The 17,680-nt window shown below is 48.7% G+C and carries 19 protein-coding genes; 16 read left to right on the top strand and 3 right to left on the bottom strand.

From position 1 onward, the window contains the following. The first annotated feature begins 12 nt into the window (after positions 1-12). Positions 13-624: a DUF1405 domain-containing protein gene (locus MKY22_RS09705; protein WP_341088585.1), complete on the top strand. Its 612-nt coding sequence runs from the start codon at positions 13-15 to the stop codon at positions 622-624. 44 nt (positions 625-668) lie between these two features. Next, on the top strand, positions 669-1,349 hold the full coding sequence (locus MKY22_RS09700) for a zinc metallopeptidase (protein ID WP_290777286.1): 681 nt from the start codon (positions 669-671) through the stop codon (positions 1,347-1,349). A 42-nt stretch (positions 1,350-1,391) separates the two neighbouring features. On the opposite strand, the gene MKY22_RS09695 is transcribed toward MKY22_RS09700, so the two are convergent. After that, positions 1,392-2,279 (bottom strand): YitT family protein, encoded by an 888-nt coding sequence (locus MKY22_RS09695; RefSeq protein ID WP_035396836.1) that lies wholly within the window; start codon positions 2,277-2,279, stop codon positions 1,392-1,394. Between the two features lie 170 nt (positions 2,280-2,449). Between MKY22_RS09695 and bshA the strand changes: the two genes are divergently transcribed. The 13 genes from bshA to nth all read left to right on the top strand — a co-directional run bounded on the left by bshA (position 2,450) and on the right by nth (position 15,400). Further along, positions 2,450-3,592, top strand: a complete 1,143-nt coding sequence (gene bshA / locus MKY22_RS09690; protein ID WP_214854417.1) for an N-acetyl-alpha-D-glucosaminyl L-malate synthase BshA — start codon at positions 2,450-2,452, stop codon at positions 3,590-3,592. Next, entirely contained in the window at positions 3,579-4,712 is a 1,134-nt protein-coding gene (locus MKY22_RS09685) for a CCA tRNA nucleotidyltransferase (protein ID WP_251137855.1), read from the top strand. Before bshA ends, MKY22_RS09685 begins: the two co-directional genes overlap by 14 nt. After that, positions 4,682-5,653, top strand: a complete 972-nt coding sequence (locus MKY22_RS09680) for a biotin--[acetyl-CoA-carboxylase] ligase (protein WP_214854414.1) — start codon at positions 4,682-4,684, stop codon at positions 5,651-5,653. The genes MKY22_RS09685 and MKY22_RS09680 overlap by 31 nt, the downstream gene beginning before the upstream one ends. 248 nt (positions 5,654-5,901) lie before the next feature. Further along, positions 5,902-6,741 carry a 3-methyl-2-oxobutanoate hydroxymethyltransferase gene (gene panB / locus MKY22_RS09675; protein ID WP_214854411.1) on the top strand — a complete coding sequence of 280 codons (840 nt, stop codon included), beginning with the start codon at positions 5,902-5,904 and terminating at the stop codon, positions 6,739-6,741. After that, positions 6,738-7,568, top strand: a complete 831-nt coding sequence (panC, locus tag MKY22_RS09670; RefSeq protein ID WP_341088581.1) for a pantoate--beta-alanine ligase — start codon at positions 6,738-6,740, stop codon at positions 7,566-7,568. Before panB ends, panC begins: the two co-directional genes overlap by 4 nt. A 2-nt stretch (positions 7,569-7,570) precedes the next feature. Continuing rightward, the gene (panD, locus tag MKY22_RS09665) at positions 7,571-7,954 is read left to right on the top strand and encodes an aspartate 1-decarboxylase (protein WP_029341994.1); all 384 of its coding nucleotides are present in this window, start codon (positions 7,571-7,573) and stop codon (positions 7,952-7,954) included. A gap of 105 nt (positions 7,955-8,059) precedes the next feature. Next, positions 8,060-10,873 carry an ATP-dependent DNA helicase DinG gene (gene dinG / locus MKY22_RS09660; protein WP_341088580.1) on the top strand — a complete coding sequence of 938 codons (2,814 nt, stop codon included), beginning with the start codon at positions 8,060-8,062 and terminating at the stop codon, positions 10,871-10,873. 62 nt (positions 10,874-10,935) lie between these two features. Continuing rightward, a complete protein-coding gene (locus MKY22_RS09655; RefSeq protein WP_012370646.1) occupies positions 10,936-11,106 on the top strand; it encodes a YpmA family protein in 171 nt (56 codons plus the stop codon). Next, the gene (locus MKY22_RS09650; RefSeq protein WP_075642522.1) at positions 11,103-11,570 is read left to right on the top strand and encodes a hypothetical protein; all 468 of its coding nucleotides are present in this window, start codon (positions 11,103-11,105) and stop codon (positions 11,568-11,570) included. The genes MKY22_RS09655 and MKY22_RS09650 overlap by 4 nt, the downstream gene beginning before the upstream one ends. A gap of 14 nt (positions 11,571-11,584) precedes the next feature. Next, complete coding sequence (locus MKY22_RS09645) at positions 11,585-12,766, top strand: pyridoxal phosphate-dependent aminotransferase (protein WP_214854399.1); 1,182 nt, start codon at positions 11,585-11,587, stop codon at positions 12,764-12,766. Positions 12,767-12,795: 29 nt separating this feature from the next. Beyond that, positions 12,796-14,085 (top strand): asparagine--tRNA ligase, encoded by a 1,290-nt coding sequence (gene asnS / locus MKY22_RS09640; RefSeq protein ID WP_174316766.1) that lies wholly within the window; start codon positions 12,796-12,798, stop codon positions 14,083-14,085. 75 nt (positions 14,086-14,160) lie between these two features. Then, positions 14,161-14,739 (top strand): DnaD domain-containing protein, encoded by a 579-nt coding sequence (locus MKY22_RS09635; protein WP_023468616.1) that lies wholly within the window; start codon positions 14,161-14,163, stop codon positions 14,737-14,739. A gap of 4 nt (positions 14,740-14,743) precedes the next feature. Next, positions 14,744-15,400, top strand: coding sequence for an endonuclease III (gene nth / locus MKY22_RS09630; RefSeq protein WP_058704905.1), 657 nt, complete (start codon positions 14,744-14,746; stop codon positions 15,398-15,400). A gap of 186 nt (positions 15,401-15,586) precedes the next feature. Here nth and MKY22_RS09625 read toward each other — a convergent pair whose 3' ends face one another. Together MKY22_RS09625 and MKY22_RS09620 are read right to left on the bottom strand one after the other, a co-directional pair. Next, positions 15,587-16,501 (bottom strand): DUF3800 domain-containing protein, encoded by a 915-nt coding sequence (locus MKY22_RS09625; protein WP_023468614.1) that lies wholly within the window; start codon positions 16,499-16,501, stop codon positions 15,587-15,589. A 175-nt stretch (positions 16,502-16,676) separates the two neighbouring features. Beyond that, positions 16,677-16,979 carry a DUF1798 family protein gene (locus tag MKY22_RS09620; RefSeq protein WP_341088566.1) on the bottom strand — a complete coding sequence of 101 codons (303 nt, stop codon included), beginning with the start codon at positions 16,977-16,979 and terminating at the stop codon, positions 16,677-16,679. A gap of 74 nt (positions 16,980-17,053) precedes the next feature. On the opposite strand from MKY22_RS09620, the gene recU reads away from it, so the two are divergent. Next, a complete protein-coding gene (gene recU / locus MKY22_RS09615; RefSeq protein ID WP_035396916.1) occupies positions 17,054-17,680 on the top strand; it encodes a Holliday junction resolvase RecU in 627 nt (208 codons plus the stop codon).

Below are 17,680 nucleotides of genomic sequence, written 5' to 3'. Positions count from 1 at the left end.
GTCGATGATGAGGTGAAACGATTGCAAGGAATATTTACTTTACTCCGTCATAAAGCCGTGCTTTGGATCGTCGGATTGATCAACTTAGCAGGCACCTTATACGGCTACTACTGGTATGAACCACAACTCGCGACATCGAAGTGGTACTTCTATCCGTTCATTCCGGATAGCCCAACCGCATCGCTGTTCTTTACGATCATCGTTTTTCTATGGATTTTCGGACGACGTTCCCGCTTGTTTGAAGCGCTCGCATTCGTGACATTGATCAAATATGGTGTCTGGGCGGTCGTCATGAATGCCTTGATGTTGAACGAACTCGGCACATCAAACGCCTACTTAACAACGATGGCACTGATGCTGATGGTGTCGCACGGAGCGATGGCGTTTCAGGCGTTGTTATTCAGTCCTTTGATGACATTTCGCGTCAAGGAGCTTGTTCTCGTCGCCATCTGGGTCATTCACAACGATGTCGTCGATTATGTCCTCGGACAATGGCCGCGTTACCCAGCGCTTGCGGAGCATATCCAGTGGATCGGCTACGGCTCCTTCTGGTTGACTGGATTATGTCTTTTGATAGGATATCTGTTTGTCGCACGCGATTCAATTGACAATGAGGTCGCTTGAACATAAAATAGACCTATAAACAAAAAAGAAAGGAACGATGTCTCGTGGCAAACTATTTGATTTATCTCGCGATCATCATGATCGTCCCGATTTGGGCTCAGATGCGGGTGCGGAGCACCTATAAAAAATATCAAGATGTTCCGATTCAGAGTGGGGTGACAGGAGCACAGGTCGCAGACTTCATCATGAAGCAGAACGGCATCACGAACGTCCGTCTCGAGCCGATCGGTGGAACGATGTCCGACCATTATGACCCGACGAACAAAGTCGTTCGTTTGTCGGAAGACGTCTATTATGGTTCGACGGTCTCAGCCGTTTCGATTGCGGCACACGAAATCGGTCACGTCATTCAAGATGCGACGGATTACAATATGATGCGTGTCCGTCACCGGATTGCACCTGTCGCGTCGATTACGTCGAACTTATCGTTCCCACTGTTGTTGATTGGTCTATTCGCTGGGTTCACTGGTCTTGCGATGCTTGGTGTCGTCTTGATGCTCGGTGCCGTCGTCTTCCAACTCGTCACGTTACCGGTCGAGTTTGATGCCTCGAATCGAGCGATGGCGCAGTTGACGGAGCATGGCATCATCGACGCTGAAGAAGAACGTGGTTCACGTCGTGTCTTAAACGCAGCGGCTTGGACGTACGTCGCAGCAACACTTGTCGCCGTCGCCGAGTTTCTTCGTCTCGCACTGCTCGTCTTCAACCCGTCAAGTGATGACTAAAATGAAAAACACGGATTGCTCGTTTGAGCGATCCGTGTTTTTTTACGTTTCTTTGATTGGGACTCGATTTTCGTCGAACGTGAATCCTTCTCCCGTTACTTCATAGACATCATGCAACGTGATGAAGGCGTGCTGGTCGACACTTTTAACGAGCGTCTTCAAGCGATTGATTTCATTGCGAGCGACGACGACGTACAATACTTCGAGATCCCGTCCAGAGTAACCGCCTTTTGCGATTAGACGGGTCGTGCCACGATTCATCGTCGCATGAATACCGTCGGCAATCTCCGTCCGGTGATCACTGATGATCATCGCTGCTTTACCGGCATACGTGCCCTCTTGCATCCAATCGATGACGCGGGCACCGACGTAGACGGCAAGTAACGTATACATCGCTTGCTTGTAGTCGAGATACGTCAAGGATGCGACGATGACGAAGAAATCGAAGATCAAGAATGTTCGACCGATCGACCAACCGAAGTAGCGTTTCGTCAAACGCGCGATGATATCGACACCACCAGTCGTACCACCATTGTTGAAGATGATACCAAGACCAACGCCGATGAATACACCGGCAAAGAGCGCAGCAAGCACCATATCGTCACGCAGGTCGATGACGAGTGGTGAATATTTGGCAATCAATCCATACCAGAAGGAAAAACTGAATGTACCGATCAACGTGTAGACGAAGGTCGTCCGACCAAGAATTTTATAACTGACGAAAAAAAGTGGGACATTCAATACTAAGTTCGTGATCGATGGTGATAATCCGAACAGACCTTTTAGAATCAGCGTGATTCCGGTGAAACCGCCTTCTGCTAACTCATTTTGAACGTTAAAATGATAAATACCAAAAGCAAAGATGAACGATCCGACTAAAATCCAGAGGATGTTCTGGATCCGAATCGGGAATTGGAATGGAGGTGCCATTTCCGTATGCTCCTTTCAAATCAAGACTCTTTCTCTAGGGTAACGGCACGGTCGGAAAAAGACTAGCTTTTCCTATGAAAATCATTCGAAAAGTGATCAGTATGGTCATTCCGATTGATATTGCTTAGAATAGAGACGAATAGAAGACATAAAGAGAGTGTGGTTTTATCATGAAAAAAGCAATTGGGATTCTTTGTTATCCATCCGTCGGCGGGAGTGGGGTCGTCGCGACGGAGCTCGGTATGAAACTTGCGGACCGTGGACATGACGTCCACTTCATTACGTCGAGCATGCCGTTTCGCCTGACGGAATATCGACCAAACATCACGGTCCACTTGGTTGAAGTCAACCAGTATTCCGTTTTTAAATATCCACCATACGACATTACGTTAGCATCAAAAGTCGCAGAAATCATTGATTTATTCGATCTTGATGTCATCCATGCCCATTACGCCGTTCCGCACGCGGTCTGTGCAGATCTCGGACGAAACATGGCTAAGAAAAAAGGCGTCGCCGTCGTGACGACGTTACACGGAACGGACATCACCGTCATCGGGCAAGATTTAGAGATGCAACCGGCTATTCGATACGGCATCGAACGATCAGACGCGGTCACGGCCGTCTCCGAGAGTCTAGCACTTGAGACGAATGCGACGCTCAATGCACACTACGACATCGATGTCATTGCGAACTCGATTGACGAGAGTGTCTATTATCCGATGCGGGATGAACGCTTGAAGCGGCATTACGGCATCGAAGCGGACGAAGTCGTCGTCATTCATATCTCGAACTTCCGACCGGTCAAACGAATCGATGATACGCTTGCGGCGTTCGCCATTGCAGCGAAAGACCGGAAGATGCGTCTGTTGCTCGTCGGGGATGGTCCAGAGATGGGACAAACGAGACGTCGCGCAAAGGAACTCGGCATTTACGACAAAGTGATCTTTGCCGGTAAACAGGAACACGTCGCGCAATTGCTCGCCATTAGTGATATTCATGTCCTGTTGTCAGAAAAAGAAGCGTTCGGGCTCGTCGTCCTTGAGGCGATGGCAATTGGGGTCCCGAGTGTCGTCTCGACAGCAGGTGGCTTACCGGAAGTCATACAGGACGGCGTCACCGGATATATCGTTCCGACTTACGACGTTAAGGTCGCTGCGGCGCGCATCGGTGAACTTGCGGATGATCCGTTGTTACGAGAACGGATGGCAGAAGAGGGTATTCGCGATACTCGTCGTCGTTTTGATTCGAATGAGATCGTCCGTCGTTATGAACAAGTCTATGAACGGGTGTGTGCGCGTCATGAACTTGCTTGAAGGGGCGCATCATATCATTCAGACGATCGAACAAGCGGGTGGTGAGGCTTATATCGTTGGTGGTGCCGTTCGCGACATGTTACTCGACCGGACACCAGGAGACTATGATTTAGCGAGTTCGATGTTACCGGAACAGATCATCGACTTATTCCCTGTCGTCATTCCGACTGGGCTCGAGCATGGAACCGTAACGGTCGTTCTCAACCACATACCGTACGAGATCACGACGTTCCGCTCGGAAGCAACCTATAGCGATCGTAGGCGACCGGATGCGGTGACGCTTGGCGTTAGTTTGGAAGAGGATTTGACCCGGCGTGATTTTACGATCAACGCGATGGCACTCAGACCATCCGGACGTGTGGATTTGTTCGGCGGAGCGCGCGACATCGAAGAGCGAATTATCCGGACGGTCGGCGAACCAGCTGAACGTTTTAATGAAGATGCGCTTCGGATGATGCGGGCGTTCCGCTTCATGAGCCAACTGGATTTCTCGCTTGACGAGGCAACTGAACGAGCAATCGTTAAACTCGCTCCGCATCTAGAGGCCGTTGCGATTGAGCGGATCGCAATCGAGTTCGAGAAACTCTTACTTGGTCCTGGAAAACAGCAGGCGTTACAGGCGATGCTCCGGACAGGAATCGAACGCTACCTCCCCGGTATGACTTCAGAAATCGTCAAAGGACTAGCGCAGCAGTCGTTTCAGGGTGTCTCAAAAGATGCCGTCTGGACACTCGTACTCGATGCCGGTCTTGCGAAAGATCAATTGACGCGCTGGAAACGATCGAAACATCAAGTGCAGCTCGCTGTGCGTTTAACACCTCTGTTACACCGACCGTTACAAGACTGGGATCGTTATCAGTTGTCGGACGAGGAACTGATGATCCTTCAGGAAATGACCGGAACGGATTATCCAGAGCGATCAGACTTACCGATTCGCAGTCGTAAAGAGCTCTCTGTCGACGGAAAAGACATGATTGGCCTCGGTCTTCAAAAACAACAGATCAAGGAAGCACTTTTGCATTTGGAATACAGTGTCGTCACGCGTGCTTGCCCAAACGACCGCGTGACATTACTGAAGGAGGTAGAGCGATGGCGCACTCAGTCCGAGAACAAATCTTGATCGCACTTCGTCAGCGGACGTGGTACTCCGGACAGGAATTAGCAGAGACATTAAATATTTCACGTACCGCCATTTGGAAACATATGCAAACCTTAAAGGAAGAAGGATACCAGATCATCTCGAATAAAAAACTAGGCTATCAATTAGTCGATGAAGGCGATTTGCTGACGCCGATTGCCATTGAACAATGGTTAACGACAGCGCGTCTTGGTCGCCACATCCTTCATTTCGAAGAACTGGACACGACGCAGCGGATTGCACATGAGCAAGCGCAACAGCAAGCGCAGGAAGGAACACTCGTCGTATGCGATCACCAGACGAATGGACGCGGACAGCTAGGGAGGACGTGGCATGAAGCGAAAAATGAAGGCATCGCAATGAGTCTACTCGTCCGACCGGATGTACCGATGCACCAAGCAGGTCAATTAACGCTCGTAGCAGGTATTGCACTTGCCCAGTCTCTCCAAACATTCAATGTTCCGGTTACGATTAAATGGCCGAACGATATCTTGATCAACGGTCGTAAGGTGGCAGGCATTTTGACGGAAATGCAGACCGAGGCGGACCGAATCAGTTCAGTCATCATTGGCATCGGGATCAATGTGCATCACGAGCAGTTTCCGGAAGGGATCAAAGATCGTGCTACCTCGCTCGTCCGAGAATCAGGAAGAACTTTCCGACGTGCGGAGGTCGTCGCGACTTTTTTGAATCGATTTGAACGACTATACACACAGTGGCTCGAGCTAGGGTTCGGATCTTTCGTCTCCGAGTGGGAAACACTCGCAGATCGCTTACATGAACGAGTGACGTTACGGACACGTCAGATGACCGCTTCCGGAACATTGCTTGGTATTGACGAGACGGGCACGATTCGGATTGAGACGGAAACGGGGGAGACCCGTTTCCATTCGGCAGAGCTGATTTACTGGGAAAAAGAATGAGGGTTTGAATCAGACGGTTTGCAGAGAGCTTTTCCCGTCATGTATAATAAAGCCACGGATGGTATCCGCTTGCCGGAACCATACCGAATTGACAGGTGCCAGTTTTAGCTGTTTCAACTGCCTTGATCTTAACGGACAGGGACAGAAGGACGATATTCAATTATTCCGCCTTCTTTTCCGCATGCATTTATTTTGGAGAAGAAGGCGTTTTCCTTTTGTCCTCCCTACACACGTAAGGAGAGAACACGATGCACACAATGAGTCCATTACTCAAAAAACAACAAGCTGGAGAGAAGCTCGTCATGTTGACGGCGTATGATTATCCTTCAGCAAAACTATCAGAGGCAGCAGGAGTTGATATGTTGCTCGTCGGCGATTCCCTCGGGAACGTCATCCTCGGCTATGACTCAACGATTGCTGTCACGGTCGACGACATGGTTCATCATGCGCGCGCGGTACGCCGCGGCGCACCACAGACGTTCATGATCGTCGATATGCCGTTCGCAAGCTATCACGGTTCATTTGATCGCACGCTTGAATCAGCAGCGCGTATCTTCCAAGAATCGCAGGCAGATGCCTTGAAACTGGAAGGGGCAGGGGAGATCTTAAAAACGATTCGTCGTTTGACGGACGCTGGGATGCCTTGTGTCGCGCATCTCGGATTAACACCACAATCCGTCGGTGTCCTTGAAGGATTTAAAGTCCAGGGGAAATCACTAGAAGCAGCCGAACAACTGATTGCAGACAGTTTGGAAGCAGAGCGTGCCGGAGCGAAGATGCTCGTCCTCGAATGTGTACCGCATCCGCTCGCGAAACGCATTCAAGAGCTCCTCTCGATTCCGGTCATCGGCATCGGTGCTGGCGCAGACGTCGCCGGTCAAGTACTTGTTTATCATGACATCTTGACGTATGGTGTCGGTCGTTTACCGAAGTTCGTTAAAGCGTACACGGACTGGAATACTTCAGGAACGGAAGCAATCGCTGCTTACGTCAAAGACGTCAAAGCCGGTGCTTTCCCTGAACTAGCACACTCGTTCCAGATGGACGAAGAACTGATTGGTGCGCTTTATGGAGGGACCAAAGAATGAAAATCATCCAGGACGTCCAGACGTTACGCGAACGTTTAGCGGGAGCCGGTTCAATCGGTTTTGTACCGACGATGGGATTCTTGCATGAAGGGCATGCCTCTTTGCTCAAACAAGCACGACAAGAGAACGATGTCGTCGTCTTGAGTATTTTCGTCAACCCGACACAATTCGGACCAAACGAAGATTTGGATCGTTATCCACGAGACGCGGAACGCGATCAGAAGATCGCGGAGGCAGAAGGGGTCGATTATCTGTTCTATCCGACGAACGAGACGATGTATCCGCTGGATATGGCCCGTGTTACGGTCCGCTCCGGTGATGATGTCTTATGCGGCGCATCACGACCAGGACATTTTGATGGTGTGTTGACGGTCGTCAGCAAACTATTGAACGTCGTCCGTCCAACCCGTGCATATTTCGGTTTAAAGGATGCACAACAGCTCGCATTGATTGAAGCGTATGTCGCTGATTATTTTGTTCCGGTTGAGATCGTCCGTTGTCCGATCATTCGCGAAGCGGATGGTCTAGCGAAATCGTCACGCAATGTCTATCTATCGGAAACAGAGCGGACGCAAGCACCGGGCATCCAGCAGGCGTTGCAACAAGCGAAACAAGCACTCGATCAAGGGGTGCCTGTTGAAACGGTTCTCGATCGGACGCGCGAAGCACTTCAATTCGAAGGGACGACGATCGATTACGTCGAAGCCATCGACTATCCCTCACTAAGACCCGTTACGGAACAAACGACGACGATTCTCTTAGCTGTCGCCGTGCAGTTTGCATCGGCACGCTTGATCGATAATTTACTATATACGAGAGGAGCATGACGATGTTACGCACATTCATGCACGCTAAACTACACAAAGCTCGGGTCACCGAGGCAAACTTACACTATGTTGGTTCGATTACGATCGATGAAGATTTACTCGATGCTGTCGGGATTCTTGAAAATGAAAAAGTCCAAGTGACGAACAATCAGAACGGTGCACGGATTGAAACGTATGCGATTAAAGGTGCTCGTGGTTCAGGTGTCATCTGTTTGAACGGTGCGGCAGCTCGCCATTTCCAAGTCGGAGATGAGGTCATCATCATGGCGTACGCGCAACTATCCACGGAAGAAATCGCGACACATGTTCCAAAAGTGGCTGTTCTAAATGAACAGAACGACATCAAACAAATGTTGTCTCAAGAAATCGCCCACACGATCTTATGAAATTTTAGAGACCCGATCATGTCAGCGGGTCTCTTTTTTTGTTAAGATGAAGAATGAAATGCCATCCGGTCATGGAGAGGATGGATAAAAGGTGGAGGATCAGTGTTGAAGAAAAAGTACGTCGTAGTCGACCTGGAAACGACAGGTCATTCCATAAAGGCTGGCGATGAGATGATTGAGATCGGCATGGCGGTCATTGAAGATGGACAGTTGACAGAACAATTGTCTGCCTTCGTGCGTCCGACCCAACCGATTCCTCCGTTCATTTCCCAGTTGACGGGCATCACGGATGAGGATGTCAAAGAGGCCGAGACATTCGATGTCATTGCACCACGTGTCTTATCATTGCTCGATGGTGGTGTCTTCGTCGCACATAATGTGCAGTTCGATTTAAACTTCTTAAACGATGCGTTAGAAGAGGAAGGATACTTGCCGTACACAGGTCCTGTCATCGATACGGTCGAACTCGCACGAATCTTACTTCCGACAGCAGAAAGCCACGCGCTGTCGCATCTGTCAGAGTCATTACAACTTGCCCATCAAGAGGCGCACCGGGCAGGGAGTGACGCTTCGGCGACGGCTGAATTGTTGCTTGAACTACTCAAACGACTACATACGTTGCCGCTTGAGACATTGAAGCACTTAAGACGTTTATCACCACGCCTGTTCAGTGCCATCGAAGAGGAAATCGACCATGCGATTCGTTTAGTCGGCATCGAGGAGGATTCACAGTTTGATCGTTTCCGTAAAATCGCTTTGAAAAAGCGCCAGACGATGGAGCGGTTGGCACATCCACCCGTTCTTGAACCGTTCGGACCATTCGTTGATGAATTAAATGCCGTGACGTTCCCTCGTCTATTCGAAGGATATGAAGAGCGACGTGGGCAGCTCGAGATGATGCGTCATGTCTATCAATCGCTCGATCAAGAAACGCCGTTACTCGTCGAAGCGGGAACGGGAACCGGAAAATCGCTCGGTTACTTAGTCCCGGCAGCGCATTACGCGCTCGAACATGAAGTACCGATCGTCGTCAGTACGCACACGATTCAATTACAGGAGCAATTGTTCGCGCGTGATTTACCGCTCTTGCGTCAATTGTTCGATGCGCCGGTCCAGATTGCATTGCTTAAAGGACGAAGTAACTATATCGATTTACGGAAGTTCGAATTTTTCTTGAATGATCAAGAGGATGCCTATAACTTCACGCTCGCAAAAGCGATTCTGCTCGTCTGGTTGACGGAGACGGAAACAGGAGATTTAGAAGAAGTCAGCTTACCGGGCGGTGCAGCGCAAGGCAATATCGGCATCAAACAGTTGATCCAGTCTGATAGCCAATCGCAGCTCGGACGGTTTGACCCGTGGTACAGCCGGGATTTCTTCCAACATGCGATTCGTCAAGCAAAGGATGCGACGATCATCGTCACGAACCATGCCTTGTTGTTTAGTGACCTGCAGTTCGAAGCAGGGGTCTTACCGAAAGGAAGTCCGTTGATTCTGGACGAGGCACACCAAATCGAAGAAGTCGCGAGCCATCATTTTGGTCTCGTCTTTGATGGACATACGTTTGATCGTCTGTTCCGACAACTCGGGTATTCGTCCGATAAAAAATTATTACACCGCTTGCTCGATCTGTCGGAAGAATGGGACATCGCCGAGATGGTCGAAGCCCATAGTGAGACGGTCGATGAGGCACTGACGACGTTACTCGAAGAAGCAGACGGTCTATTGATGATCATTCAAGCGTACGGGCTTGAACTGGCTTCCCGCAAAGCACGACGGGAAGGAATGGTCAGCATTCGCTTCAAGCGACTCGACCGTTCGATGCGTGCCGTCCAGGAAAGTGCCAAGCGGGTTGAATTGGTGTTGCGGCGTTTGCGTCAAGCAATCCGGGCGATTCATAAACTGTTCCATGAACACCGGGAGCAGATGAGTTATCGCGAACGTTCACTCGTCGCGGATTTAAAAGCGATCACGTCACAAATCGAAGAAGCGGAGCTCGCCATCTTCGAGACGATGCTTGCTCCGCACGATGACACGGTATCTTGGATCGAGACGTCCGTTAAGAACCGGAAGCTAACACGGGTCTACACACAACCAATCGACATTTCAGAGCGACTGCGTCGCGAGGTCTTTTCGAAACGGACGTGTATCCTGACGTCGGCGACGTTGACTGTCTCGAACAAGTTCCAGTTCATTGAGAACCGTTTAGGGCTCGATGCGTTCGAGACACGTCGTTTCGTCGTTCCGTCACCGTTCGGATATGCCGAAAACGTTCGACTGATGATTCCGACGGACCTTCCGCTTCTACAGGATGTACCATTGCCGGAATTCGCAGAGACGATTGCGGAAGCCATCTTACAAATCGCAGAGGTGACGGAAGGACGGATGCTCGTCTTGTTTACCTCAAATGACTTGCTACGACTGACGCATGAGGCGACGAAGCCGTTGCTGCCAGACCGGTTTACATTACTCTCGCAAGGGGTCACGCAAGGTTCACGGCAACGACTGATGAAACAGTTCAAGCAACTCGATGCCTGTATCTTGTTCGGAACGGCTAGCTTTTGGGAAGGGGTCGATATTCCGGGAGATGATCTCAGTTGTCTCGTCATCGTCCGGCTACCGTTCGCGCCACCGGACCAACCGATCGTCCAGGCACGCTCGGAAAGAATCGAAAAACTCGGGAAATCATCATTTTTCGAATACAGCTTACCGCAAGCGATCATTCGCTTTAAACAAGGCTTTGGACGCTTGATCCGGACGACGAACGACCGAGGTGTCGTCTTCGTACTTGATCGCCGGATTGAGACGACGCGTTATGGAAAACGGTTCGTCACGAGTCTGCCGAAAGTACCTGTTTTATCAAAACCGCTTGATGAACTGACGGCAGAACTAGAATTGTTCTTGAATGATGGCGATTAAGTCTATTCAGATAAACCCTATCGCATTATAATAGATAGAGAAAAATGAGGGAGGACATACAGATGGATTCAAAAATTGAAACACTTGCGACTGTCAAAGTGAACCGCCATGACGATACGTATAAAATCGTCGACTTGTTGAATCGGACACTGAAAACGGAAGATTTAATGTTCGGTCTTGCTCTCGATGAAAAAGACAAGGAGCAGATGGTCTTTACCATCTACCGCACATGAAGTGGAAAATCACGCTTGGTCTGCTAAGTGCACTCATCCTTTTGACTGTACTTGGCACCGCCGTTTATCAGGTGACGATCGCTGAGGCAAAAGACCGGGAACAGAGCGTCGCCGAACAAGCAGAGGCGCGTCTGAAAAAAGAACTCAAACCAACGGACGTCCGGTTCGAATCAGTCTTTAACGGGAAACGTCAATATGTCGTTTTTACGATGAAGCAGAACGAACAGGCGGTACGGGCGTTCGTTCCGAAAAAAGGAACGATTGAGACACGACCAGTTGCTGATGGTATTGCCATCAAGACGGTCATCGCGGATCATCCGGAACTAGGAGACATCGTGTCTGCTAAGTACGGCTTTGAGGATCGTGCCGTCATCGAGATCGTTTCAAAGACGACGACAGGCTATGATTATTCGTATTACACGTATCAAGAAGGTTCTTTCATCAAACGATTACGAATCAAGTAAAGGGAGTGGGCGACATGTTATCGAAACGCGTACGACAATTGACACCATCTACGACGCTAGCCATCACAGCGAAAGCCAAGGCACTACGTGAAGAAGGTCAAGACATCATCGGTTTAGGTGCGGGAGAGCCCGACTTCAATACACCGGAATTCATCATCCAAGCAGCATTCGAGGCAGCAGAAGCGGGCGATACGAAGTATACGCCGTCTGGCGGAACGGTTGCCTTGAAAGATGCAATCATTGAAAAGACACGCCGTGACTTATGGATGCCATACGAACGCTCAGAAGTCATGGTCGCTTCAGGAGCAAAGCATGCACTATCAACATTGTTCCAAGCGATTCTCGATCCAGGCGATGAAGTCATCGTCCCAGCACCATACTGGGTCAGTTATCCAGAGCAAATTAAACTCAGTGACGGCGTACCGGTCATTTTAGAAACGGACGAATCGTCTCGCTTCAAAGTGACACGGGAATTGCTCGAGCAACACATTACCCCAAAAACGAAAGCACTCGTTTTGAACTCACCATCGAATCCGACAGGAATGGTCTATTCGAAAGAAGAGCTCGAGATGGTAGCAGATGTTGCGATCAAGCACGATCTACTCGTCATCAGTGACGAGATTTATGAAAAGTTGCTCTATAACGGTGCGACACATATTTCGATCGCGTCCTTGCCAGAGATGCGCGAACGGACGGTCATCATCAATGGTGTCTCGAAGTCCCATGCGATGACAGGCTGGCGGATCGGGTATGCAATTGGACCGAAGGAGATCATCTCTGCGATGACGAACTTAGCGAGCCATTCGACGTCGAACCCGACATCGATTGCGCAAGCAGCATCGGTTGCTGCGTATGCTGAAGGTGATGCACCGGTCGAAGCGATGCGTGTCATCTTTGAAGAACGACTTGAAAAAATCTATGCACGACTCATCGAGATCGAAGGATTAACGTGTCTGAAGCCAGAAGGGGCATTCTACTTGTTCCCACATGCAAAGCAAGCTGCCGAGATGTGTGGATTCGATAATGTCGATGACTGGTGTACAGCTGTTTTATCTGAAGCGAAGGTCGCCTTGATTCCAGGTTCAGGATTTGGTGCACCGGACTATGTCCGCCTATCTTACGCGACGGATCCGGCACGTGTCCTAGAGGCACTCGACCGGATTGAAGGATTCATCACGGCACATACAGCCGTTTAATAGAGAGAGGATGTTGACTGTTGAAAGCAATGATTCGGGATGTAAACAAATATGTAGGAGAAGAAGTGACGATCGGGTGTTGGTTAGCAAACAAACGCTCAAGCGGTAAAATCGCATTTCTCCAACTTCGGGATGGCTCTGGATTCATGCAAGGTGTCGTCGTCAAAGAAACGGTCGGCGAAGACTTATTCAAACAAGCAAAAGGCTTAACGCAGGAATCATCACTATGGGTGACCGGTGTCATCAAATCAGATGGCGGTCGGACAGCAATCGGTCATGAAATGGAAATTTCAAAAATCGAAGTCATCCATGAAGCGATCGATTATCCGATCACACCGAAAGCACACGGAACGGACTTCTTGATGGATAACCGTCACCTCTGGTTGCGTTCAAAGCGCCAGCATGCGGTCATGGTCGTTCGGAACGAATTGATTCGTGCGACGTACGAATTCTTTAACCAAGAAGGATTCATCAAAGTGGATCCGCCAATCTTGACAGGTAGCGCACCAGAAGGAACAACAGAATTGTTCCACACGAAATATTTCGATGAAGATGCGTACCTTTCACAATCTGGTCAGCTTTACATGGAAGCGGCAGCAATGGCACTTGGAAAGGTCTTCTCGTTCGGTCCAACGTTCCGTGCTGAAAAATCAAAAACACGTCGTCACTTGATCGAATTCTGGATGATGGAGCCTGAGATGGCATTCCACGATCACGAGATGAACCTCGAAGTCCAAGAAAACTATGTTTCACACCTTGTGCAATCAGCACTGAAAAACTGTCGTGCGGAACTTGAGTTGCTTGGACGTGACTTGACGGTCCTTGAAAACATTAAAGCACCGTTCCCGCGCGTCAAGTACACAGAAGCAATCGATATGCTCAAGGAGCAAGGATTCGACGATATCGAATTCGGTGATGACTTTGGTGCACCACACGAGACAGCAATCGCAAACAGCTTCGCACGTCCTGTCTTCATCACGCACTGGCCAAAAGCAATCAAACCGTTCTACATGAAAGAAGATCCGGAAAACCCAGACTTCGTCTTGTGTGATGATTTGATTGCCCCTGAAGGATACGGGGAAATCGTCGGTGGTTCACAACGTGAAGAAGATCATGAAAAACTCCTCGCTGAGATGAAGAAACATGGTCTTGACGAGACAGGTGCTTATAAATGGTATCTCGAAACACGCCAATACGGTTCTGTTCCACACAGTGGCTTCGGTCTTGGTTTAGAGCGGACAGTCGCTTGGATCACAGGTGTCGAGCACGTTCGGGAAACAATTCCGTTCCCACGTTTGCTAAACCGCCTCTATCCATAAGCAGTAAGGAAAAACATCGACCCATCGTCTCGACGGGTCGATTTCTTGTTTAGACTAGAGAATCGAGGAAATACGATGAATCATAATTTAGTGCAATTATTCGAGGAAGGGACGGTCGTCTTACCGAAACGATTGTTCACCGAAGCAAAACGGTTAGGCATCAGTTTTGTCGAGTTCACGTTAATTGGTCAATTGTTTGCTTGCCGGGCAGAGGGCATGGAGATGCCGTCACCGGAAGAGTTAAGTAATCGACTTGGACTATCCGAGACGGAAACGATCGAGACGACACTCGGTTTATTACAAAAAGGATTACTGGCAATGGAGAACGTCAACGGGTCTGAACGTTATTCGCTTGTTCCGCTTTACGAAAAGCTGATGGCACCACCGGAACAGGAAGCACCGAACTTTGATACGATCAATCCGTCCGTCTTCCAACAATTCGAGCGTGAACTCGGGATGATGTCACCGTTTCAGATGGAGCAGATCATTCAGTGGTTGACGATCGAGAACATTTCGGAAGAGCTAGTACTTGCCGCACTTCGAGAAGCGGTCTATCATAATGTCCGCAAAATGACCTATATCAATCAAATTTTACGGACGTGGGAACGTGAAGGGATCAAGACGCTTGAGGATCTCGCAGGGCGGGGAGGTTAAGGAAATGTTACGAAAGGCAGAAATCGATCGGATTGAAGCAACGTTAGAAGAGATGTTTCCAGATGCATTTTGTGAGTTGATTCATCGCAACCCGTTTGAACTGGTCGTAGCGGTCGCACTCAGTGCACAAGCGACCGACGTACTTGTCAATCAAGTGACGCCTGGGTTGTTCGCAGCGTATCCGGATCCTGCGTCGCTTGCTGCGGCACCCGTCGAGGAAATCGAGGACAAAATCAAACGACTTGGATTGTACCGGAATAAAGCCAAAAACATCAAGGCGCTTGCGGCACAACTCCTTGCGCAACACGACGGAGAAGTCCCGACGGAACGCGCCGGGCTCGAAGCCTTACCTGGCGTAGGACGCAAGACGGCGAATGTCGTCTTATCTGTCGCCTTTGATGTACCGGCCTTTGCGGTCGATACACATGTCGAACGTGTCTCGAAACGCCTCGGGATCTGTCGCTGGAAGGATAATGTCACGCAGGTCGAAGCAACACTGATGCGTCGTTTCAAACGGGAGCGTTGGTCAAAGCTCCATCATCAATTCATCTTCTTTGGACGGTATCACTGCAAGGCGCAACGTCCGAACTGTGAAGCGTGCCCGTTACTCGACATGTGTCGAGAGGGGAAAAAGCGGACAAAAGGAATAGCTACACCCTAAAAGGGATAGACTCAAAAAAGAATGACTCGTCACACGCAACTCCTACAGGAAAAGCGCATTTTGCGCTGTTAGAGACAAACAAGACCTGAGGAAAGAGCGTGAAAAGACGAGTCATTCTTTTCTATTAGATAAGGGTGACAGATCATTCTGCCACCCTTATCTTTGTAGAGACTAATTTTTGAGTCATTACCCATTCCAAGGAGTATCGGACCATTCACGACGCTTTTTCGTGATCGGTACTTTTTTGAAGCCCCAGTTTCGGAAATCTTGGTCCGGACTATCGCGTCGAATGTAAATCTTATCTTTGATGGCTTTAAAAATCCGGTTTTCGTCCCCATAATGGACAAACCGTGGTTTTACCTCGATGACACCACGACGGACGCGAGATAAAGGTAAGCAGACCAAGTCGGCAATCTCAAGACCAGATTGGTAGAGGTCGCTGTCTTTTTCAGCAAAGATGAAGCCTTTGATTTTTTGACGACTTTTTTCGACGTCGAGATGGACCGTTCCCGAATTGAAGATATCGAAGAATGCCTTTTGAATGAGCAAGTTTTGATAATCATCACGGCTTTCAAGAACGACACGCGCACTCGTTGCTTCTGTCTCATCAAGGAAGGAATAAAACGACTTCATCAGATGAGCGAAGGCAACAACATATGGATCCTTCGGTGTCGAGAAGAAGTCTTGTAGCTTCTGTTTATCGACTTCGACGCTGACGATCGTACAATCGATATCAACTAAAAATTCCGGCAAGGCGATCCAGAAATGTCGTAACATATCGATCGTGATACCATCTTCTTTACCATACGGATGCTCAGCTTTTAAAATTTCCTTCAGATGAAGGGGAATATGCGGATCTTCAAAAACTTTTGCCTTAAAATCCATCAAACGTTGACGAAGCGGACTTGGTTCACCGGTCTCATCCGAATCGATGGCATATTTATATTCCATCAAGACACCCGTTAAATTGAATTGTGTATTACCCTTCGGTGTCCCAGTTTCGTCGACGAACATGATGTATTTCTTCGGGGCAGGGGTTGAATTCTTAGGAAATCCTTTGACGTCAACGCCTTTGACGTTCGATTGTACCCGTTTGTTCAAATGAATCTCCTCCAATTGCACAATAATTACACAGTCTTTTCGAAAGAAATGCTCTTGATGCCACTTTACACGCTAGGCGGCTGAAAAGCCATAGCCTGATAAGTGAAACCGTAGAAACATTTCCTCGTATGATTAGGTGTTCGACTTAAGGAAGATAATTCCTGTTTTTTAATCGTTATTCTTCACCATTCATCAAGCAATCGATATAACGAACGGATTTAATCGTTTCATTGAAGCGTTTCAGACTCGTTTTCGGCTGAAATGCTTGGACGGAAATTTGCTTCAGTTGATCAACGGCGCTTTCGACCATGCTAGGTCGTAAGTAAGGACTATCTTGGGCATTCGTTTGCCACTGTGCAATCAGTTGATCCGCTCGTTCAACGAACGGTACGACGTCTCGATTGAAGTCATATTCGGTTCCGGCACGTCCTTCTTGATAAATACGTTCAATCTCTTGTAATAACGGTTCAATTGTCATTGGTTTTTAACTACTCCTCTCGGCCGATACGGTACAATCACATATCATGGTACAATAAACGCGATAGGAGGGGAATTGTTTTGAATTACCCGAATGGGAAAAAATTTCAAAAGCCACTCGAGTCGCATGGAACCCGAATCAAGAAGGCGCGATCAACCGATTCCACCTTTTCGAATCGAGGGATGACGCTCGAAAAATTATTGAATGAAAGTAATACGTTTTACCTGACTCATAATAGGGCAATCATTCACAAGAAACCCACTCCGTTACAAATCGTCCAAGTTGATTATCCGAAACGGTCGGCAGCGGTCGTCAAGGAAGCCTATTTCAAGCAACCGTCGACGACGGACTATAACGGTGTTTATCGCGGAAAATATATTGATTTCGAAGCGAAGGAGACGACGAATAAAACGTCCTTCCCGATAAAAAATTTTCACCCCCATCAAATCGCACACATGCGTCAATGTGTCGAACATGGAGGAATTTGTTTTGTCATCATTCGTTTCAGTCTGTATAATGTGCAATATGTGCTTTCAGTCGAGCACGTGTTCCCCTGGTGGGATCAACTAGAAAGCGGACGAAAATCAATTCCGCTGACGGTCATTGAACGAGACGGTATCAAAGTCGAGACTGGCGCGTACCCTGCCATCGATTATTTAAAGGCAGTGGACGAACTATATTTCAATTCAGACACTTTTTGA

It is taken from the genome of Exiguobacterium sp. FSL W8-0210 (genome assembly GCF_038006045.1).
Taxonomy (GTDB): Bacteria; Bacillota; Bacilli; order Exiguobacteriales; family Exiguobacteriaceae; genus Exiguobacterium_A.
This window is presented reverse-complemented; position numbering and strand designations above follow the sequence as displayed.